Genomic DNA, 16,430 nt, shown 5'->3' with positions numbered 1-16,430 from the left:
CTGCGCGACCAGCCACGACGGCGGGTCAGACGGACGACGGGGGCTCAGGGGCGGCGAGGCAGGCGGGTCGTCAACACCGCCGTCGCCAGCAGCACCCCCGCCCCCACAAGAAAACTCACCCGCATCCCCGGCACGAACGCCACCCCGTCCACCAGCGCCCCGAACAGCGCGATGCCGAGGCCGCCGGAGACCTGGCGGGCCGCGTTGAGGACGCCCGCCGCCACTCCCGCCCGCTCCGCCGGAACCGCCTCCATCACGGCCGATGTGAGCGGCGGGATGGTCAGCGCCACCCCCACGCCCACCGGGACGAGCAGCAGCACCAGCAGCGTGGCGGGCGTCGAGGCGTCGACGTACAGCAGAAGCAGCAGGCCCGGTACGGCGATCGCCTGGCCGGTGAGCATCGGCAGGCGTGGCCCGTACCGCGAGGCGAGGCGGCCCGCGACGACGTTGGTCGCGACGATCACCGCGGTCATCGGCAGGAACACCAACCCAGCCTGGAGCGCCGACCGCCCCTGCACCTGTTGCAGGAACAGGCTGAAGACGAAGATCAGGCCGTAGAACGCGATGCTGCACGCGATGCCCGCCGCCACCGCGACCGCCACCGTCCGCTCGCGGAACAGGCCGAGCGGCACCACGGGATGCGGCTGCCGGGCCTCGATCCGCAGGAACAGCGCACCGGCGACGACGGCCACCGCACCCGCCACGGCCCCCGCCGCACCGCCCTCGATCACCGCGAACGTGAGCGCCGTCAGGGCCACGACCGCCGCCGCCTGCCCCGGCACGTCCAGCGGCGCGGGCCGGCGTTCGGCGCGCGGGGCGCGGGCGAGCAGGGCGAGCGTGACCGCCCCGAGCGGCAGGTTGACGAAGAAGATCCCGCGCCAGTCCCAGGCCGTGGTGAGGGCGCCGCCCGCCACCGGCCCGAGCGCCAGCGCGACCGAACCGCCCGCCGCCCACAGAGACACGGCCCGCGCCCGCCGCGCCGCGTCCGGGTACGCCTGCCGTACGAGGGACAGCGACGCGGGCAGGATCACGGCCGCGGCGACGCCCTGCACCACCCGGGCCGCGATCAGCCAGCCGAGCCCGGGCGCGAGCCCGCAGGCCACGGAGGAGGCGGTGAACAGGGCGATGCCGATGCCGTACGCGCGCGCCGCACCAGCCCGGTCCGCGAACGCGCCGGTGGACAGCATGAGCGCGGCGAAGGCGAGGACGTACGCGTCGACGACCCACTGCAGCCCGGCCATCCCGCCGCCGAGCGCCTCGCCCATCGCCGGCAGGGCGACGTTCACGACGGACGCGTCCAGGGTGATCAGCGCGAAGCCGAGGAGCGAGGCGAGCAGGGTCAGCAGCGGGGAGACGGGTGGCCGAGCGGGCCTCAACTGCCGCTCGTCCGGGCCTTGTCGGGGTTTCTGCGCGGGTTCGGTGACGTCCATGCCCCACAGCGTGTCGATCTTCGCGGCCGTAGAGTAGTGGCCGGAATGCCATACGTCCGGAGGTTCTGGCCATGACCACGCCGCCCCGTCAGGAGTGCGCGCCGCACCGGGTCGCCGTGATCGCGCCCTCGCCGGTGTCGATGTTCAACCTCGCCATCCCGGAGCTGCTCTTCGAGAAGGTGCGGGTCGACGGCCGCCCGGGCTACGACCTCGTGCTGTGCACGGCCGACCCGGGCGAGGTCCTCACCACCGGCGGGTACGCGCTGCGCATCGACCGCGGCCTGGACGCCGCGGCGGACGCCGACACGCTGGTGATCGCGGGCACCGGCGACCGGTACGCCCCCGACCCCCGCACCGTGGCCGCCGTCCTGGAGGCGGAGGCCGCGGGCAAGCGGATCGCGTCGATCTGCAGCGGGGCGTTCGTGCTCGCCGAGGCCGGGCTTCTGGAGGGCCGCGCGGCGACCACGTACCACGGCCTGGCCGAGGAGCTGCGCCGCCGCTACCCGTCGGTGGACGTGCAGGGCGACGTGCTGTACGTGCAGGACGGGCAGGTCATGACGGCCTCCGGGTACGCGGCGGGCATCGACCTGTGCCTGCACATGATCCGTACCGACTACGGGGCGGCGGTGGCGAACACGGTGGCCCGGCTCGCCCTGGTCGCGCCGGTGCGGCCGGGCGGCCAGACCCAGTTCACGCAGACCCCGCTGCCGCCGGAGCGCGGCACCGCCGTCAAGGACACCCGCGGCTGGGCGATGCGGAACCTGGACCGGACGCTGACCCTCGCCGATCTCGCGCGGCACGCGGGCGTCTCGGTGCGCACCCTGACGCGCCGGTTCCACGCCGAGACGGGCGTGAGCCCGCTGCAGTGGCTGCTGCATCAACGCATCGAGCGCGCCAAGGAGTTGCTGGAGACGACGACACTGCCGATGGACCAGGTGGCGCGCGCGTGCGGCCTCGGCACGGCGGACTCCCTGCGCCGGCACGTCCAGCACCGCACGGGCCTCACCCCGTCCGCGTACCGGGCGACGTTCAGCCGACTACCGGTACCGACGGCCTGAGGTTCGGGGGGGCGCGGCCCCGAAGCTCCGCAGGACCTTCGGGAAGGGGCGGGGAGGGGAAGAAAAAGCCGTTTTCGGCGCCGCCCACCCCTCTGCGACACTGCCCCCATGCTGACCATCAGAGACGCCGAAGAGCGGGACTGGGACCGGATCTGGCCGTTCTGGCAGCAGATCGTGGGCGCGGGCGAGACGTACTCCTGGGACCGGGACACCCCGAAGGACCAGGCGCGGGCCCTCTGGATGCCGCCCGGCGGGCGCGTCTTCGTCGCGGTCGACGAGGCCGACCCGGACACCGTCCTCGGCTCCGCCTCCGTCAAGCGGAACTACGGCGGCCCCGCCGCGCACGTCGCCAACGCCGGGTTCATGGTCGACCCCGCGCACACCGGCCGCGGCATCGGCCGCCGCCTCGCCGAGCACGTGCTCACGGAGGCCGCGAAGGACGGGTACGAGGCGATGGTCTTCAACGCCGTCGTCGAGACCAACCCGGCGCTCGTCCTGTGGCGCTCCCTCGGCTTCACCGTCGTCGGCACGATCCCGGAGGCCTTCGAGCACCCCACGCGGGGGCGGGTCGCGCTGCACGTCATGCACCGCAAGCTCTGACGAAGGGGCCGCGGGAGGGGCGGGCACGGCGGCGGGGAATGCGCCGGCCGGGGCGTACGTTGACCGGTTTGCGGAGGCTGCCTCCGTGCCCGCCCCACCCCCGTAGCGAGAAGAGAAACAACTGATGCGCGTCGAGATCTGGAGCGACATCGCCTGCCCCTGGTGCTACATCGGCAAGGCCCGCTTCGAGCAGGGCCTCGCGGCGTTCGCGCACCGCGACGACGTCGAGGTCGTGCACCGCTCCTTCGAGCTCGACCCGAACCGGGCCAAGGGCGACACCGCCCCGGTGCTCGACATGCTGGCGCGGAAATACGGGCGCACCCTGGACGAGGCCCGCGCCATGGAGCAGCACGTCGCCGAGAACGCGCACGCCGAAGGCCTCGGCTACCGCACCGAGGGCCGCGACCACGGCAACACCTTCGACATCCACCGCCTCCTCCACCTCGCCAAGGCCCGCGGCCGCCAGGACGAGCTGCTCACCCTCGCCTACCGCGCCAACTTCGCCGAGGAGCGCTCCGTCTACGACCCGGAGGTGCTGCTGGCCCTCGCCGTCGAGGCCGGTCTCGACGAGGCCGAGGCGAAGGCGGTGCTCGCCGACGAGTCCGCGTACGCCGACGCCGTGCGGGCCGACGAGCGCGAGGCCGCCGAACTGGGCGCCACCGGCGTGCCGTTCTTCGTCCTCGACCGGCGCTACGGCGTCTCCGGCGGCCAGCCCGCCGAGGTGTTCACACAGGCGCTGGAGCAGGCCTGGGGCGACCGCGCCCCGCTGACCGTCGTCGACTCCGGCGCGGCGGCCTGCGGCCCGGACGGCTGCGAGGTTCCGCAGGTCAGCCGCGACGTATAAGCGCTGCTTGGGCGCACCCCACAGGAACGCGCAATGGACGACAGTTCGGGCCGCACCGCAGAGTAGGGGCATGGAGAGCCTCTCGGGTGCGGCCTTCGCACCGCAGACGACGTATCTGAACACCGCGAGCAGCGGTCTGCTCCCCGCCGACGGCGTCCGCGCCGTGCAGGACGCGGTGGCGGCGATCGCGGCCGGGCGCGCGGGGGACATGTTCGCCGACGTGGAGGCCGCGCGCGCCGCGTTCGCCCGGATCGTCGGCGTGCCCGCGAGCCGGGTGGCCGCGGGCGACTCCGTGGCCGTCTACGCGGGTCTGATCGCCGAGTCCCTGCCGGTGCGCGCCGAAGTCCTCGTCGCCGAGGGCGACTTCAGCTCGCTGGTCACCCCGTTCCACGTCCGCGCCGACCTCATGATCCGCACCGTCCCGCTCGAAGAGCTCGCCGAAGCCGTCCGCCCGAGCACCGAGCTCGTCGCGGTCAGCCTCGCCCAGTCCGCCGACGGCCGTGTCGCCGACCTCGACGCGATCCGCAAGGCCGCCCGCGCGCACGGCGCCCGTACGTTCGTCGACGTGTCGCAGGCCGCGGGCTGGCTGCCGTACGACGCGGCCGAGGACGACTTCGCCGTGGCCGTCGCCTTCAAGTGGCTGCTCTGCCCGCGCGGCGTCACCTTCCTCGTCGTGCCCGAGGACCTCGGCTCGCTCACCCCGTACTTCGGGGGCTGGGTCGCGGGCGAGAAGCCCTGGGACAGCTGCTACGGCCCGGTCCACGAATTCGCCCTCTCCGCCCGCCGGTTCGACGTCAGCCCGAGCCTCCTGTCGTACGTCGGCGCCCGGCACGGCCTCGCCCTCATCGAGGAGCTCGGGGTGGACGCGGTGCACGCGCACGACACGGCGCTCGCCGACCGGTTCCGCGCAGGGCTCGACCGGCTCGGGCACACGCCGGTGCACGCGCCCGGCTCGGCGATCGTGTCCGTGCCCGGACTGGGCTCCCGGCAGCCGGAGTTGAGCCGCGCGGGCGTCGAGGTCTCGGACCGTGCGGGCAACCTGCGGGCGGCGTTCCACCTGTACAACTCGGCGGCCGACGTGGACCGGCTGCTCGACGTGCTGTCCGGCTGAACTCCCGTACCCCACAAGGCGGTTGGCCCGGCTCCCTCGAGGGGGAACCGGGCCGACCGTCACATCACGGGGTCACCGCGAGGGCCTCACCGTACCGGGGTGAAGTCCCGGGCGCCGATGTACTCCGGGCGCCTGATGGGTGCCGCGAAGGGTTCCTGCGCCGTGTTCTCCACGCTGTTGAAGACGAAGAACACGTTGCTCCGCGGGAAGGGAGTGATGTTGTCCCCGCTGCCGTGCATGGTGTTGCAGTCGAAGAGCACGGCCGAGCCGGCGCTGCCGACCCACTGGGCGATCCCGAACTCGTCCGAGAGCTTCGTCAGCGCCTCGTCGGAGGGGATGCCCGCGTCCTGCATCTGCAGGGAACGCTTGTAGTTGTCCTTCGGAGTGGCGCCCGCACACCCGAGGAAGGTGCGGTGCGAACCCGGCATCAGAAGCAGACTGCCGTTGTACGCGTAGTTCTCGGTCAGGGCGATGGACACGGACACGGTCCGCATGTTCGCGAGCCCGTCCTCCGCGTGCCACGTCTCGAAGTCCGAGTGCCAGTAGAAGCCCGAGGCGCCGAAACCGGGCTTCACGTTGATGCGCGACTGGTGGATGTAGACGTCCGAACCCAGGATCTGCCGGGCCCGTCCGACGACGCGCGGGTCCGCCGCCAGCTTGGCGAAGACCTCACTGATCTTGTGCACCTCGAAGATGGAACGGATCTCGCCCGAGCTCTTCTCCACGATGGAGCGCTCGTCGGCACGCATGGCGGGGTCCTGGGTCAGACGGTTCAACTCCGCCTGGTAGACGCCCACTTCGTCCCCGGAGACCAGCTCGTCGACCTGGAAGAATCCGTCCCGGTCGAACGCCGACAGCTCCGCGGCCGCGAACGGCCCCTCCGTACCCGGCGCGGACCACACGACGGGGTCCTGGCGCGCGGTGAGCACCTCGGCGGTGCCTCGGGTCGGGTACAGGTCTGCGGTGCGTTCGGGTGCGGTGGTCATGGTGTTGCCTGCCTCTCCTCTCGTACGGCCCTGTTCGGGATGTACCCGGCCGCCGCATCCGGCCCCCGAGGCAGGATGCGGCGGTCGGGAGTCAAGGGGGGCTTCACGCCCCCGGCATCGGGCCCCTGCGGAGCCCGGTGACGGGGTTCAGCCCTCGTCCGGCTCCGTGAGCAGCGGGTACACGCCGTTCTCGTCGTGGTCCTCGCGCCCGGTGACCGGCGGGTTGAACACACAGATGCAGTGGAAGTCCTCCTTGATACGCATCGTGTGCTTCTCGTGCCCGTTCAGCAAGTACATGGTGCCCGGAGTGATGACGTACTTCTCGCCGGTCGTGTCGTCGGTCAGCTCCGCCTCACCCTTGGTGCACACCACGGCCTCGATGTGGTTGGCGTACCACATCGACGTCTCGGTGCCGGCGTAGAGGATGGTCTCGTGCAGCGAGAAGCCGACGCGCTCCTTGGCGAGCACGATGCGCTTGCTCTCCCACGTGCCCGACTTCGACTTGACGTGCCGGTCGGTGCCTTCAAGGTCCTTGAACGAACGGACGATCACGGTGAGTTGCTCTCTCTTTCTGGTCTTGCGGTGCGGGGGCCGGTCGTGCGTCGTTACGCGGTCTCGCGTACGGCGCGGGCCAGGGTGCGCAGGCCCTCGTCCAGCTCGTCCGGCGTGATGGTGAGGGCGGGCAGCAGCTTGACGACCTCGCTCTCCGGGCCGGAGGTCTCGATCAGGAGGCCCAGCTCGAAGGCGCGGCGCGCGACCTTGCCGGCGCGGTCCTTGTCGTGGAACTCCAGGCCCCACACCAGACCGCGGCCGCGGTACTCCTTGGTGGCCTCGGGGTGCTCGGCGCGGATCGCCTTCAGGGCCTGCTCGACCTGCTCGCCGCGGGCGAGGGTCTGCTTCTCCATCTGGCCGTCCGCCCAGTAGGCGTCGAGCGCGGCGGCGGCGGTGACGAACGCCGGGTTGTTGCCGCGGAAGGTGCCGTTGTGCTCGCCCGGCTCCCACACGTCCAGCTCGGGCTTGAACAGGGTGAGCGCGAACGGCAGGCCGTAGCCGGAGATGGACTTCGAGACGGTGACGATGTCCGGCACGATGCCCGCCTCCTCGAAGGAGAAGAACCCGCCGGTGCGGCCGCAGCCCATCTGGATGTCGTCGACGATGAGCAGCATGTCCCAGCGCTTGCACACGTCGGCGAGCTGCCGCAGCCACTCGGCGCGGGCCACGTTGATGCCGCCCTCGCCCTGGACCGTCTCGACGATCACGGCGGCGGGCTGGTTGAGGCCGGAGCCGGAGTCCTCAAGGAGACGCTCGAACCAGATGAAGTCCGGGGTCTTGCCGTCGAGGTAGTTGTCGAACGGCATCGGGGTGCCGTGCACCAGCGGGATGCCGGCGCCGGCGCGCTTGAAGGCGTTGCCGGTCACGGCGAGCGAGCCGAGCGACATGCCGTGGAAGGCGTTGGTGAAGGACACGATCGACTCGCGCCCCTTGACCTTGCGGGCCAGCTTCAGCGCGGCCTCGACGGCGTTGGTGCCCGTCGGGCCCGGGAACATGACCTTGTACGGCAGGTCGCGCGGGCGCAGGATCGTGTTCTGGAACGACTCCAGGAAGGCACGCTTGGCCGTCGTCGACATGTCGAGGCCGTGCGTGACGCCGTCCCGCTCGATGTAGTCGATGAGGGCGCGTTTCAGCACCGGGTTGTTGTGCCCGTAGTTGAGCGAGCCGGCTCCGGCGAAGAAGTCGAGGTACTCGTGGCCGTCCTCGTCGTACATGCGGCTGCCCTGCGCGCGGTCGAAGACCGTCGGCCAACCGCGGCAGTAGCTGCGCACCTCCGACTCCAGGGTCTCGAAGACGCTCAGGTCCGGCTGGGTGATGGTCACAGCGAATCTCCTCCTGGGAGATATAGGCGTGGGGGGTCCGATTCGGGGGTCGGTCTGACTGGCGGGTGGAGGGACGTGCCCGCGGGGCGGGCGGCGTCTTGGGTCAGTGGGGCAGCGGGCCGATGCGGTACAGGACCTCGGGGTCGTGGCCGCCGTCGCCGTCGGGGAACTGTTCGGCGCTGAACAGCACTTCCCGGTCGAGCTCGGCGCCGTGCCGCTGTGCGTACGACGTGAACAGGCGCTCCGACGCGGTGTTGCCGGGCGTGATGGTGGTCTCCAGGGAGCGCAGGCCGTGCTCCTTCGCGACGCGCTCGGTCAGGCCGTCCAGCATCGCGGCGGCCAGTCCTCGGCCGCGCTGCGAGGCGTCCACGGCGACCTGCCACACCAGGAGGGTGTGCGGCCGCTCGGGCCTGATGTACCCGGTGATGAACCCGACCGCTTCCCCGTGCGCGTCCCGCGCGATCACCGAGGTGCCGGCGAAGTCACGGCACCACAGCAGATAGCTGTACGAGGAGTTCAGGTCGAGGGTCTTCGAGTCACGGGCGATGCGCCAGAGTGCGGCTCCGTCCGTCACCTCCGGGGTGTCGAGCCGCAAGTCCCCCGGCATTTCGCGAAAGGCGGTACGGGCACTTGCAAGGTCTGCTTGTGCGGCTGTCATGCATATTGAATTTACCGACCGAAAATTGAAATTGCATCGCGAGGAGGGGTTACCTGAACGCGCTCGATGTGTTATCACGCGGGCGTGCGCGCTCGCGCAAACAGCCCGCAGGATGCCAGGGAATGTCCGGAAATTCCGGGGCGTATCGCTCTCTGTGTGGCGTCAGTCACACGTCCGAAACCCTCACGAGATCTGCCCGAATTACGTCGTTTGACGTTCGCGAAATCTTTGCGTTTAGGACCGGGGAAAGCGGGCAGAAGAATACGGGAAGCTGCGCTCGAAAAGTAGCTCCCCGTATTCATGAAAACTCAATTAATTTATGGCCCCGGAAGATTTCTGAGCCGGCGGCCCATTTGTGCGTGCGCGAAAATCCGCTGTCCGCGACCGGGCGGATGCGCAATGTGCGAACCGGTGCGCAATACGCAATGTGCAGCCCCTGCGCACTGCGCGGCCGGGCGGTCGTGCGCCGCGGCCGGACGCGCCGGCCGCGGAACAGTCCGCATCCGAGAAATTACTCCCAGGCGGCCGTGACCGCACGCCGAGCGGCCTCCAGGTCCACCGCCTGCCCGGCCTCGCCCAGCGCCGCCCCGAGCGCCGCGAGGCTCGCGTGCACCACGCCACGGGTCGCGTCCGGACCGTAGTGGTTGACCCGGATCATCTCCTTGGCGAGCGCGCCGCCGCCCGCCGCGAGCGGCAGCGCCGGATCCGCCGCCAGCGCCCGCGCCACCAGCTCGGACGCGTCCACGCCCGCCGGGGCGCGCAGCGTCGTCGCGACCGGCGCCGCGTCCCGCGCCTCGTACACGTACGGCTCGAGGACGCCGAGCGCCACCGCGCCCGCCCGCGTCGCCGCCGCGGCCGTGGCGTGCCGGGCCATCACCGCGTCCAGGCCCTCCGACTCGATCCGCTCCACGCACGCCTCCAGGGCCAGCATCTCCAGCTGCGCCGGGGCGTGCAGGAGCGCCTTGCGGCCGCCGTCGATCCAGCGCGCCTTCCAGTCCAGGAGCGAGAGGTACGAGGCACGCGGCGCCTGCGGGTTCTCCGCGAACCGCCGCCAGGCCCGCTCGCTCACCGACACCGCCGAGACACCGGCCGGGCCGCCCATCGCCTTCTGCGCGCCGATGATGCACATGTCCACGCCCCAGGCGTCCGGCAGCACCGGCTCCGCGCCGATCGACGCCACCGCGTCCAGGTAGAACAGCGCGCCGTGCTCCCGTACGACCTCGCCGATCTCGGCGACCGGGTTGGTGTTGCCCGTCGCCGCCTCCGCGTGCACGAGCGAGACGAAGTCGATCTCCGGGTGCTCGGCGAGGGCCTCGCGCACCTGGTCCGCGGTGACCGCCGTGTGGAACGGCACCGCCAGGTCGACGACCGTGGCGCCGCAGTCCCGCAGCCAGTCGCCGAAGGTCTGGCCGTACGGCCCCGTGACCACGTTCAGGGCCGTGGAGCCCGGTCGGGCGCCGGAGCGGATGCAGGCCTCCAGGGGCAGCAGCGCCTCGCCCTGCATGATCACGACGTCCTGCTCGGTCCGCAGGAGCCGCGCCACCCGCTGCTCGATCGCGGCGAAGTGCGCGGGGGTCAGCGGAGCCAGGTCGAGGAAGGGGTGCGTCACGGTGGTGCTCTCTTCTTGACGGTCTTGAAGGTCTTGAACGGTCTTGAGGTGTCCGAGCGGCGGGGTCCGGAGGGAGCTTGACGTGTTCTCGTCCGGGCGCTCGTCCGAGCGTACCGAGTGCGTTCTAGGCTGCGGACATGAGTGATTCTGGGGTGCTGAGGGTTCGGGGGCGGGTGCTCGTCGGGCCGGAGGACGTACGGGACGAGCTGTGGATCGTCGGCGGGCGGGTCAGCTTCACGCGGCCGCCGGGCGCCGACGACGTGACGACCGTCGAGGGCTGGGCCCTGCCGGGGCTCGTCGACGCGCACTGCCACGTGGGGCTCGACGCGCACGGGCCGGTCGACGCGGAGACCGCCGAGCGGCAGGCGCTCACCGACCGGGACGCGGGCACCCTCCTCATCCGGGACGCGGGCTCGCCCTCCGACACCCGCTGGATCGACGACCGCGAGGACCTGCCGAAGATCATCCGCGCGGGCCGGCACATCGCCCGTACGAAGCGCTACATCCGCAACTACGCCCACGAGATCGAGCCGGACGAACTGGTCGCGTACGTCGGCCAGGAGGCGAAGCGGGGCGACGGCTGGGTCAAGCTCGTCGGCGACTGGCTGGACCGCTCCACCGGCGATCTCGGGTCCTGCTGGCCGCGCGCCGAGGTCGAGGCCGCGATCGCCGAGGCGCACCGGCTCGGCGCCCGCGTCACCGCGCACTGCTTCGCCGAGGACTCGCTGCGCGACCTCGTCGAGGCCGGCATCGACTGCATCGAGCACGCCACGGGCCTCACCGAGGACACCATCCCGCTGTTCGCCGAGCGCGGCGTCGCCATCGTCCCGACCCTCGTGAACATCGCGACGTTCCCGAAGCTCGCGGAGGGCGGCGAGGGCAAGTTCCCCATCTGGGCCGACCACATGCGCCGCCTGTACGACCGCCGCTACGACACCGTGCGCTCCGCCTACGACGCCGGCATCCCCGTCTTCGTCGGCACCGACGCGGGCGGCGGCCTCGCGCACGGCCTCGCCGCCGCCGAGGTCGTCGAGCTCACCAAGGCCGGCATCCCGCCGCTCGCCGCGCTTTCCGCCACCACGTGGGGCGCCCGCGACTGGCTCGGCCGCCCCGGCCTCACCGAGGGCGCCCCCGCCGACCTCGTCGTGTACGGCGAGGACCCGCGGGCCGACGTACGCGCGCTCGCGGCGCCGCGGCGGGTCGTGGTGAACGGCAACGTGGTGGGCTGAGCGGGGCTTGCCCGCGAGGCAGGGGGCGCAGGGGCGCGCGGGGCGTCGGGTTGACGCACCCGTGCCCCCGCGCACCCACGACTCGTTGCCCACTTCTCACCACCCCCGCGGGACCGCCCCGTACGACAACTCCCAGGTCCGGCAAGGGGCGTGACGGGGGAGGCGGAAGGGAACGCGCGTGCCGGGGGATTCGAAAACGAGGGCGGAAACCCCACTTTGGAGTGAAGTGACCCCGTGTGGCTGCCAGTTCACTCCGTGTGCGTAACGATGCCGGGGTCCCGGTCGCCGGCACCGCGCACCTGTCCCCGTGCGCAGGCGCCCGCGGCCGCCTGTCCCTGAGCGTGCGCCTCCCTGAGCGTGCGCGCTCACTTCCTCGTGGGGGTTCCACCACCGTGAACAGCAACACCTTCCGCACGCCCGCGCCGCGTGCCCGGCGGTTCGCCGCCGTCGCGGCCGCGACGGCGCTGGCCGCAGGTCCCGCGGCCCTCGCCGGAGCCGTGCCCGCCCACGCCACGGGCGGCGACGGCAAGTCCAGTGCGGTCGTCCTGCGCGCGGGGCTCGACGTCTCGCTGCTCAACAAGTCCGTGCACGTGCCGGTCCGGACCTCCCTCAACGAGGTGACGGCGCCCGCGTCCGCGGAGAAGACCGCGCTCACCGTCGAGGTCGAAGGCATCGACCAGGGGCGGCCGTTCAGCATGGTGCGCGCCGAGGCGGCCTCCGCGAAGGCCACCGCCGACGCCGACCGGGCGGAGGCGCGCACCCACCTCACCCGCGCCGAGGTGCACCTGCCGGGCCTGCCCGCGCTGCCCCTGATCGAGCTGGAGAACGTCACGTCGAAGGCGGTCTGCGTGGCGGGCGAGCAGCCGGTCGCGGAGGCCGACGTGGTGGGCTCGGTGACCGTGCTCGGCAAGAAGGTCACGCTGTCCACGACCGGCCCGACCCGCGTCGACGTGCCCGGCGTCGGCGAGGTCCGCCTCGACCTGGCGAAGACGCACACCACGTCCCGTACGGCCGCGGCCTCCGCGCTCGAACTGAACGTGTCCGTCAACCCGTTGAAGCTGAACGTCGCCGAGGTCGACGGCACGGTCACGCTCGCGGGCGCCACCTGCGAGGCCCCGACGCCGGCGGCCCCGCCCAAGGAACAGCCGAAGGAACAGCCGAAGGAGGACCCCCGCCCGCAGACCGCCGAACGGCCGCAGCACCTCGCGGAGACCGGCGGCGACTCCACGACGCCGTACGTGGCGGCCGGTGCGGCGGCTCTCCTCGCGGCGGGCGGAGGTGTGCTCTACGTGACCCGCAGGCGCGCCTGACGGACGCCAGGGGGGTGGGCCTGTGCGGCGCCGCACGGGCCCACCCCCCGACGCCGTTCCCTCACCGCCCCGCGAGCACCAGCGCCCGGTCCAACGCCTGCAGGAGGCGGCCCGTGGTCGTGCGGTCGCGTACGGCGAGGCGGAGCCAGGTGTCGTCCAGGCCGGGGAACGTGTCGCCGCGGCGGACCGCGAAGCCCAGGTCGCGCAGGCGGGCGCGGACCGCCGCCGCCCGCGCGACCTGGATCAGGACGAACGGGCCCTCGGCCCCCGGCACCGCCGTGACCTCCTCGAACTCGGCGAGCCCGGCGAGGAGATGGGCCCGGTCGGCGGCGATCGTACGGGCCGCCGCGTCGGCCTCCGCAAGGGCGCGCGGCGTCATGCAGGCCTCGGCGGCGGCGAGCGCGGGCGTCGACACCGGCCACAGCGGCTGGGCCCGTTCAAGGGCGGCGATCGTCTCCGGCGCGGCCAGCACGTACCCGATCCGCAGGCCCGCCAGCCCCCACGTCTTGGTGAGGCTGCGCAGCACCACCAGGCCCGGCACGTCCGTACGCCCCGCCAGGGCCTCGCGCTCGTCCGGCACCGCGTCCATGAACGCCTCGTCCACCACCAACGTCCGCCCCGGGCGGGCCAGTTCGGCGAGCAGGGCCGCGGGGTGCAGCACCGACGTCGGGTTGGTGGGGTTGCCGACCACCACCAGGTCCGCGTCCTCCGGCACCAGCGCCGGGTCCAGGCGGAAGCCGTCCTCGGCGCGCAGCAGCACCCGCCGCACCTCGTGCCCCGCGTCCCGCAGCGCCGCCTCCGGCTCCGTGAACTGCGGGTGCACGACCACCGGCCGCTCCGCCCGCAGCGCCCGCGCGAGCAGCACGAACGCCTCGGCCGCACCCGCCGTGAGCAGCACCCGCTCCGGGGCGAGCCCGTGCCGCCGGGCCACCGCGGCCCGCGCGTCCCGGCCGTCCGGGTACGCGGCGAGCGACCCCAGCGACCCGGCGATGTGCTCGCGCAGCCACGAAGGCGGCGTGTTCGTACGGACGTTGACCGCGAGGTCGGTCAGCTCGGCCCCGTCGTCCCTGACCTCCGCGTCGCCGTGATGGCGCAGGTCGTGGGAAGGGGCGGAGGGAGAGCCGGGCGCGGCGTCCTGGTCAGTGGGTCTGTACATGTCCGTCCTGATGGGGGAGAGGGAGTTCGCCGCCGGAGCCGTGGGCCCGGTGTGCGGTGACCGCGGTGTCCGCGGCGCCGGGAGCGGTGTCCCCGGCGACGGTCTCGTGGTGGCGCCGCACCAGCAGGTCGAGCAGCGCCGGGTCCGGGCCGATCACGTCCGCGACCCGCACCTCCGCCTCCGGGTGCGCCTCCGCCCAGCCCTCGGCCTGCGCCCGCACCCGTCCCGGCAGGGGCCCGTCGAGCAGGACGTACGGCAGGACGACGATCCGCCGCGCCCCGAGCCGTACGCACCGGTCGAGGCCGCTCGGCACGTCCGGCGCGGCCGGCGACACGAACGCCGGCTCCACGCCCGCGAAGCCGCGCCCCTCCCACAGCAGCCGCGCCACCCGGTGCACCTCGGCGTTGGCCTCCGGGTCCGTGGCGCCGGGGCCGACAAGCAGCACCGTGACCCCGGCCCGGTCGCCCGGCGTCCGCGCCCCGCCGCCGAGCGCCTCCTCGACCCGCCGCTCCAGCAGGTCGAGCAGCACGGGGTGCCCGCCGAGGGGAAGCCCGTACGCGTACGACACCTCCGGGCGCCGCTGCCGCGCGCGGGCCAGGGCGGCGGCGAGGGCACGCTCGGCGTGCGGCGCGGGGGAGAGCGCGAGGGGCACGGCGGTGGGGCGGGCGGCGCCGGCGTCCGCGAGCCGGGCGACCGCCGCGTCCAGCGAGTCCGCCGCCGACGCCTCCAAGTGGCCGCCCGCCACCGGCAGTTCGGGACTGTGCCGACCGAGCGCCCCGACGAGCTCATGCAGCGCCTCGGCGCCGACATCCTCCGCAACGAGCAACATCGGCCGCACACCGTCGGTCTCGGCCACAGATCTGATCACACGAACTCCTCGGGGGACGGGGCGGTACGGGTTCGAGGCGTGGGGGGTGAGATTCGGGGGCCCGGCTTGCGTGGGCTGGGGGCGGGAGGCGTGTGGGGGCGCGGGGCGCGGGGGCGCACTTCGGGGACGCAGCCGTTCGCGCCCCTGCCTCGCTCGGTCCGCCGCTCGGGGGCGGGGTGCCCGGGGGCCCGGTGCTCGGCACGCGTCCCGGCCAGGTGCGGGCGAGGTTCCTGAGCCGTGTCGTGCGGCTTGCAGGCCGGGGCCTCGAGTGGGTGGTTGCGTGCTTCGGAGGCGGTGGACTTCGGGATCGCGGCCTCGTCGTCCCGCAGCTCGGACGCGTGGTGCTCGGACGGCCGATGCTCGGACGGCTGGTGCTCGGGGGTGCGGGACAGGGCGCAGGTGGCTCCGGGTGGGCCGTGCTGCGGGCGGGACGTGCGTTTGGGGACCAGCAGGCGGCCGCCGCGGGCGAGGGCCGCCGCCTCGGCGACGGACGGGGTGCCGACGGCGGTCAGGGCGGCGCCGCTCGGGTTCGGGACCTCGACCCGCGCCAACTCGGCGGCGCCGTACGTCAGCAGGGGCACGCCGAGGGCCCGCGCCGCCGCGACGATCCCCGGCTCGTCCCGCTTCGCGTCCACGGTCGCCAGCGCGCCCAGCTCCTCCTCGGCCGCGCCCGCCTCCGCCAGGACGTCCCGTACGAGCGCGAGCACCTCCGCGCCGGACACGCCGCGCCGGGCGCCGACGCCGGCGGTGAGGGGCGCGCCCCTGCCCGTACCCGCCGCGCGGCGCGGGGTCGTCGGGGAGGTGGGCATCGGGTGGGGCCTTTCGGTTCGAACAGCGGGGGCGACGGGGGCGGACACGGGTGGGGCAGGTGTGACCAGGGCGTATCAGGTGTGTCGGAGGCGGACGGCACCGGGTCCATCGGCTAGCAAGAGCCCATGGCGGTGATCGTCGCGCTCGGCGCGTTCCTCATGACGCTGGTCGGCGGCTGGACGGCGCAGCGCGTCACCGACCGCAGGCACCTCGTGCTCGGCCTCGCGGGCGGCCTGATGCTCGGCGTCGTCGGCCTGGAGCTGCTGCCGGAGGCCCTGGAGGCCGCCGACCGGGAGATTCACGGCGTACCGCAGGCGCTGCTGCTGTTCGTCGGCGGCTTCCTCGTGGCGCACGTCGTGGAGCGCCTCCTCGCCGTACGGCAGGCCGCGCACGGCTCCGACGAACGCGTCCCGCAGGTCGGCCTGACCGCGGCGGCGGCGATGGTCGTGCACAGCCTGATGGACGGCGTCGCGCTCGGCGCGGCCTTCCAGGCGGGCGGCGCGATGGGCGTGACCGTCGCGCTCGCCGTCATCACCCACGACTTCGCGGACGGCTTCAACACGTACACGCTCACCAGCCTGTACGGGAACGCCCGGCGCAAGGCGCTCGCCATGCTGTTCGCCGCGGCGGCGGCGCCGGTCGTCGGGGCGGCGTCGACGATGTTCGTCACGCTGCCCGAGGAACTGCTCGGCAGCTATCTCGGCTTCTTCGGCGGCGCGCTGCTCTACATCGCGTCCGCCGAGATCCTCCCCGAGGCCCACCACGACCACCCGGCCGTGCCGACCCTCTGCTGCACGGTGGCGGGCGTCGGCTTCATCTGGCTGGTGGTCGGCGCGGCCGAGTGAACGCGCCCGGTTCGTCCTGCCTGTCCGGTCCTCCCGGCTCGC

Annotated in this window: 16 protein-coding genes; 7 read left to right on the top strand and 9 right to left on the bottom strand. The window is 73.2% G+C overall.

Going from position 1 to position 16,430, the window contains the following annotated elements; all coding sequences use genetic code 11:
• Positions 1-44: 44 nt before the first annotated feature.
• Positions 45-1,430 (bottom strand): MFS transporter, encoded by a 1,386-nt coding sequence (locus tag ACIDOF_RS03360; RefSeq protein ID WP_409004110.1) that lies wholly within the window; start codon positions 1,428-1,430, stop codon positions 45-47.
• Positions 1,431-1,501: 71 nt separating this feature from the next.
• Here ACIDOF_RS03360 and ACIDOF_RS03355 point away from each other — a divergent pair, with 71 nt between their 5' ends.
• The 4 genes from ACIDOF_RS03355 (at position 1,502) to ACIDOF_RS03340 (ending at position 5,043) form a co-directional block, all read left to right on the top strand.
• Complete coding sequence (locus ACIDOF_RS03355; RefSeq protein WP_409004109.1) at positions 1,502-2,488, top strand: GlxA family transcriptional regulator; 987 nt, start codon at positions 1,502-1,504, stop codon at positions 2,486-2,488.
• 111 nt (positions 2,489-2,599) lie between these two features.
• On the top strand, positions 2,600-3,088 hold the full coding sequence (locus ACIDOF_RS03350) for a GNAT family N-acetyltransferase (protein WP_409004473.1): 489 nt from the start codon (positions 2,600-2,602) through the stop codon (positions 3,086-3,088).
• 124 nt (positions 3,089-3,212) lie between these two features.
• Positions 3,213-3,932, top strand: a complete 720-nt coding sequence (locus ACIDOF_RS03345) for a DsbA family oxidoreductase (RefSeq protein WP_409004108.1) — start codon at positions 3,213-3,215, stop codon at positions 3,930-3,932.
• A 70-nt stretch (positions 3,933-4,002) separates the two neighbouring features.
• Positions 4,003-5,043 (top strand): aminotransferase class V-fold PLP-dependent enzyme, encoded by a 1,041-nt coding sequence (locus tag ACIDOF_RS03340; protein WP_409004107.1) that lies wholly within the window; start codon positions 4,003-4,005, stop codon positions 5,041-5,043.
• An 86-nt stretch (positions 5,044-5,129) separates the two neighbouring features.
• On the opposite strand, the gene thpD is transcribed toward ACIDOF_RS03340, so the two are convergent.
• From thpD to ACIDOF_RS03315, 5 genes are all read right to left on the bottom strand, one after another.
• A complete protein-coding gene (gene thpD / locus ACIDOF_RS03335) occupies positions 5,130-6,029 on the bottom strand; it encodes an ectoine hydroxylase (protein WP_409004106.1) in 900 nt (299 codons plus the stop codon).
• Between the two features lie 147 nt (positions 6,030-6,176).
• Positions 6,177-6,581: an ectoine synthase gene (locus tag ACIDOF_RS03330; RefSeq protein WP_409004105.1), complete on the bottom strand. Its 405-nt coding sequence runs from the start codon at positions 6,579-6,581 to the stop codon at positions 6,177-6,179.
• A gap of 53 nt (positions 6,582-6,634) precedes the next feature.
• Positions 6,635-7,903, bottom strand: coding sequence for a diaminobutyrate--2-oxoglutarate transaminase (ectB, locus tag ACIDOF_RS03325; RefSeq protein ID WP_409004104.1), 1,269 nt, complete (start codon positions 7,901-7,903; stop codon positions 6,635-6,637).
• A gap of 103 nt (positions 7,904-8,006) precedes the next feature.
• On the bottom strand, positions 8,007-8,561 hold the full coding sequence (gene ectA / locus ACIDOF_RS03320) for a diaminobutyrate acetyltransferase (protein ID WP_409004103.1): 555 nt from the start codon (positions 8,559-8,561) through the stop codon (positions 8,007-8,009).
• 511 nt (positions 8,562-9,072) lie between these two features.
• Positions 9,073-10,170 (bottom strand): pyridoxal-phosphate-dependent aminotransferase family protein, encoded by a 1,098-nt coding sequence (locus tag ACIDOF_RS03315; protein WP_409004102.1) that lies wholly within the window; start codon positions 10,168-10,170, stop codon positions 9,073-9,075.
• 137 nt (positions 10,171-10,307) lie between these two features.
• Between ACIDOF_RS03315 and ACIDOF_RS03310 the strand changes: the two genes are divergently transcribed.
• Together ACIDOF_RS03310 and ACIDOF_RS03305 are read left to right on the top strand one after the other, a co-directional pair.
• A complete protein-coding gene (locus ACIDOF_RS03310; RefSeq protein ID WP_409004101.1) occupies positions 10,308-11,399 on the top strand; it encodes an amidohydrolase family protein in 1,092 nt (363 codons plus the stop codon).
• A gap of 392 nt (positions 11,400-11,791) precedes the next feature.
• The gene (locus ACIDOF_RS03305) at positions 11,792-12,709 is read left to right on the top strand and encodes an SCO1860 family LAETG-anchored protein (protein ID WP_409004100.1); all 918 of its coding nucleotides are present in this window, start codon (positions 11,792-11,794) and stop codon (positions 12,707-12,709) included.
• Positions 12,710-12,770: 61 nt separating this feature from the next.
• On the opposite strand, the gene cobC is transcribed toward ACIDOF_RS03305, so the two are convergent.
• The 3 genes from cobC to ACIDOF_RS03290 are packed head-to-tail and all read right to left on the bottom strand — an operon-like array spanning position 12,771 to position 15,542.
• Positions 12,771-13,865 carry an Rv2231c family pyridoxal phosphate-dependent protein CobC gene (cobC, locus tag ACIDOF_RS03300; RefSeq protein ID WP_409004099.1) on the bottom strand — a complete coding sequence of 365 codons (1,095 nt, stop codon included), beginning with the start codon at positions 13,863-13,865 and terminating at the stop codon, positions 12,771-12,773.
• On the bottom strand, positions 13,849-14,694 hold the full coding sequence (locus ACIDOF_RS03295) for a sirohydrochlorin chelatase (protein WP_409004471.1): 846 nt from the start codon (positions 14,692-14,694) through the stop codon (positions 13,849-13,851). The genes cobC and ACIDOF_RS03295 overlap by 17 nt, the downstream gene beginning before the upstream one ends.
• Positions 14,695-14,729: 35 nt before the next feature.
• Positions 14,730-15,542, bottom strand: coding sequence for a cobalamin biosynthesis protein (locus ACIDOF_RS03290; RefSeq protein ID WP_409004098.1), 813 nt, complete (start codon positions 15,540-15,542; stop codon positions 14,730-14,732).
• A gap of 126 nt (positions 15,543-15,668) precedes the next feature.
• Here ACIDOF_RS03290 and ACIDOF_RS03285 point away from each other — a divergent pair, with 126 nt between their 5' ends.
• Positions 15,669-16,388, top strand: a complete 720-nt coding sequence (locus tag ACIDOF_RS03285; RefSeq protein ID WP_409004097.1) for a ZIP family metal transporter — start codon at positions 15,669-15,671, stop codon at positions 16,386-16,388.
• Positions 16,389-16,430 lie beyond the last annotated feature (42 nt).

Origin of the sequence: Streptomyces sp. Da 82-17 (assembly GCF_046098215.1) — a bacterium.
In the GTDB taxonomy this organism is placed as follows: Bacteria; Actinomycetota; Actinomycetes; order Streptomycetales; family Streptomycetaceae; genus Streptomyces.
Note: the sequence above shows the minus strand (reverse complement) of the source record. Positions and strands in the feature narration are given on the sequence as shown.

Excerpts from the sequence above, each read along its gene's own strand:
- cobC (WP_409004099.1), bottom strand. The coding sequence starts at position 13,865 with ATGTACAGACCCACTGACCAGGACGCCGCGCCCGGCTCTCCCTCCGCC.
- ACIDOF_RS03340 (WP_409004107.1), top strand. The coding sequence starts at position 4,003 with ATGGAGAGCCTCTCGGGTGCGGCCTTCGCACCGCAGACGACGTATCTG.
- ACIDOF_RS03360 (WP_409004110.1), bottom strand. The coding sequence starts at position 1,430 with ATGGACGTCACCGAACCCGCGCAGAAACCCCGACAAGGCCCGGACGAG.
- ACIDOF_RS03355 (WP_409004109.1), top strand. The coding sequence starts at position 1,502 with ATGACCACGCCGCCCCGTCAGGAGTGCGCGCCGCACCGGGTCGCCGTG.
- ACIDOF_RS03295 (WP_409004471.1), bottom strand. The coding sequence starts at position 14,694 with ATGTTGCTCGTTGCGGAGGATGTCGGCGCCGAGGCGCTGCATGAGCTC.
- ACIDOF_RS03290 (WP_409004098.1), bottom strand. The coding sequence starts at position 15,542 with ATGCCCACCTCCCCGACGACCCCGCGCCGCGCGGCGGGTACGGGCAGG.
- thpD (WP_409004106.1), bottom strand. The coding sequence starts at position 6,029 with ATGACCACCGCACCCGAACGCACCGCAGACCTGTACCCGACCCGAGGC.
- ectA (WP_409004103.1), bottom strand. The coding sequence starts at position 8,561 with ATGACAGCCGCACAAGCAGACCTTGCAAGTGCCCGTACCGCCTTTCGC.
- ACIDOF_RS03310 (WP_409004101.1), top strand. The coding sequence starts at position 10,308 with ATGAGTGATTCTGGGGTGCTGAGGGTTCGGGGGCGGGTGCTCGTCGGG.
- ACIDOF_RS03345 (WP_409004108.1), top strand. The coding sequence starts at position 3,213 with ATGCGCGTCGAGATCTGGAGCGACATCGCCTGCCCCTGGTGCTACATC.
- ACIDOF_RS03285 (WP_409004097.1), top strand. The coding sequence starts at position 15,669 with ATGGCGGTGATCGTCGCGCTCGGCGCGTTCCTCATGACGCTGGTCGGC.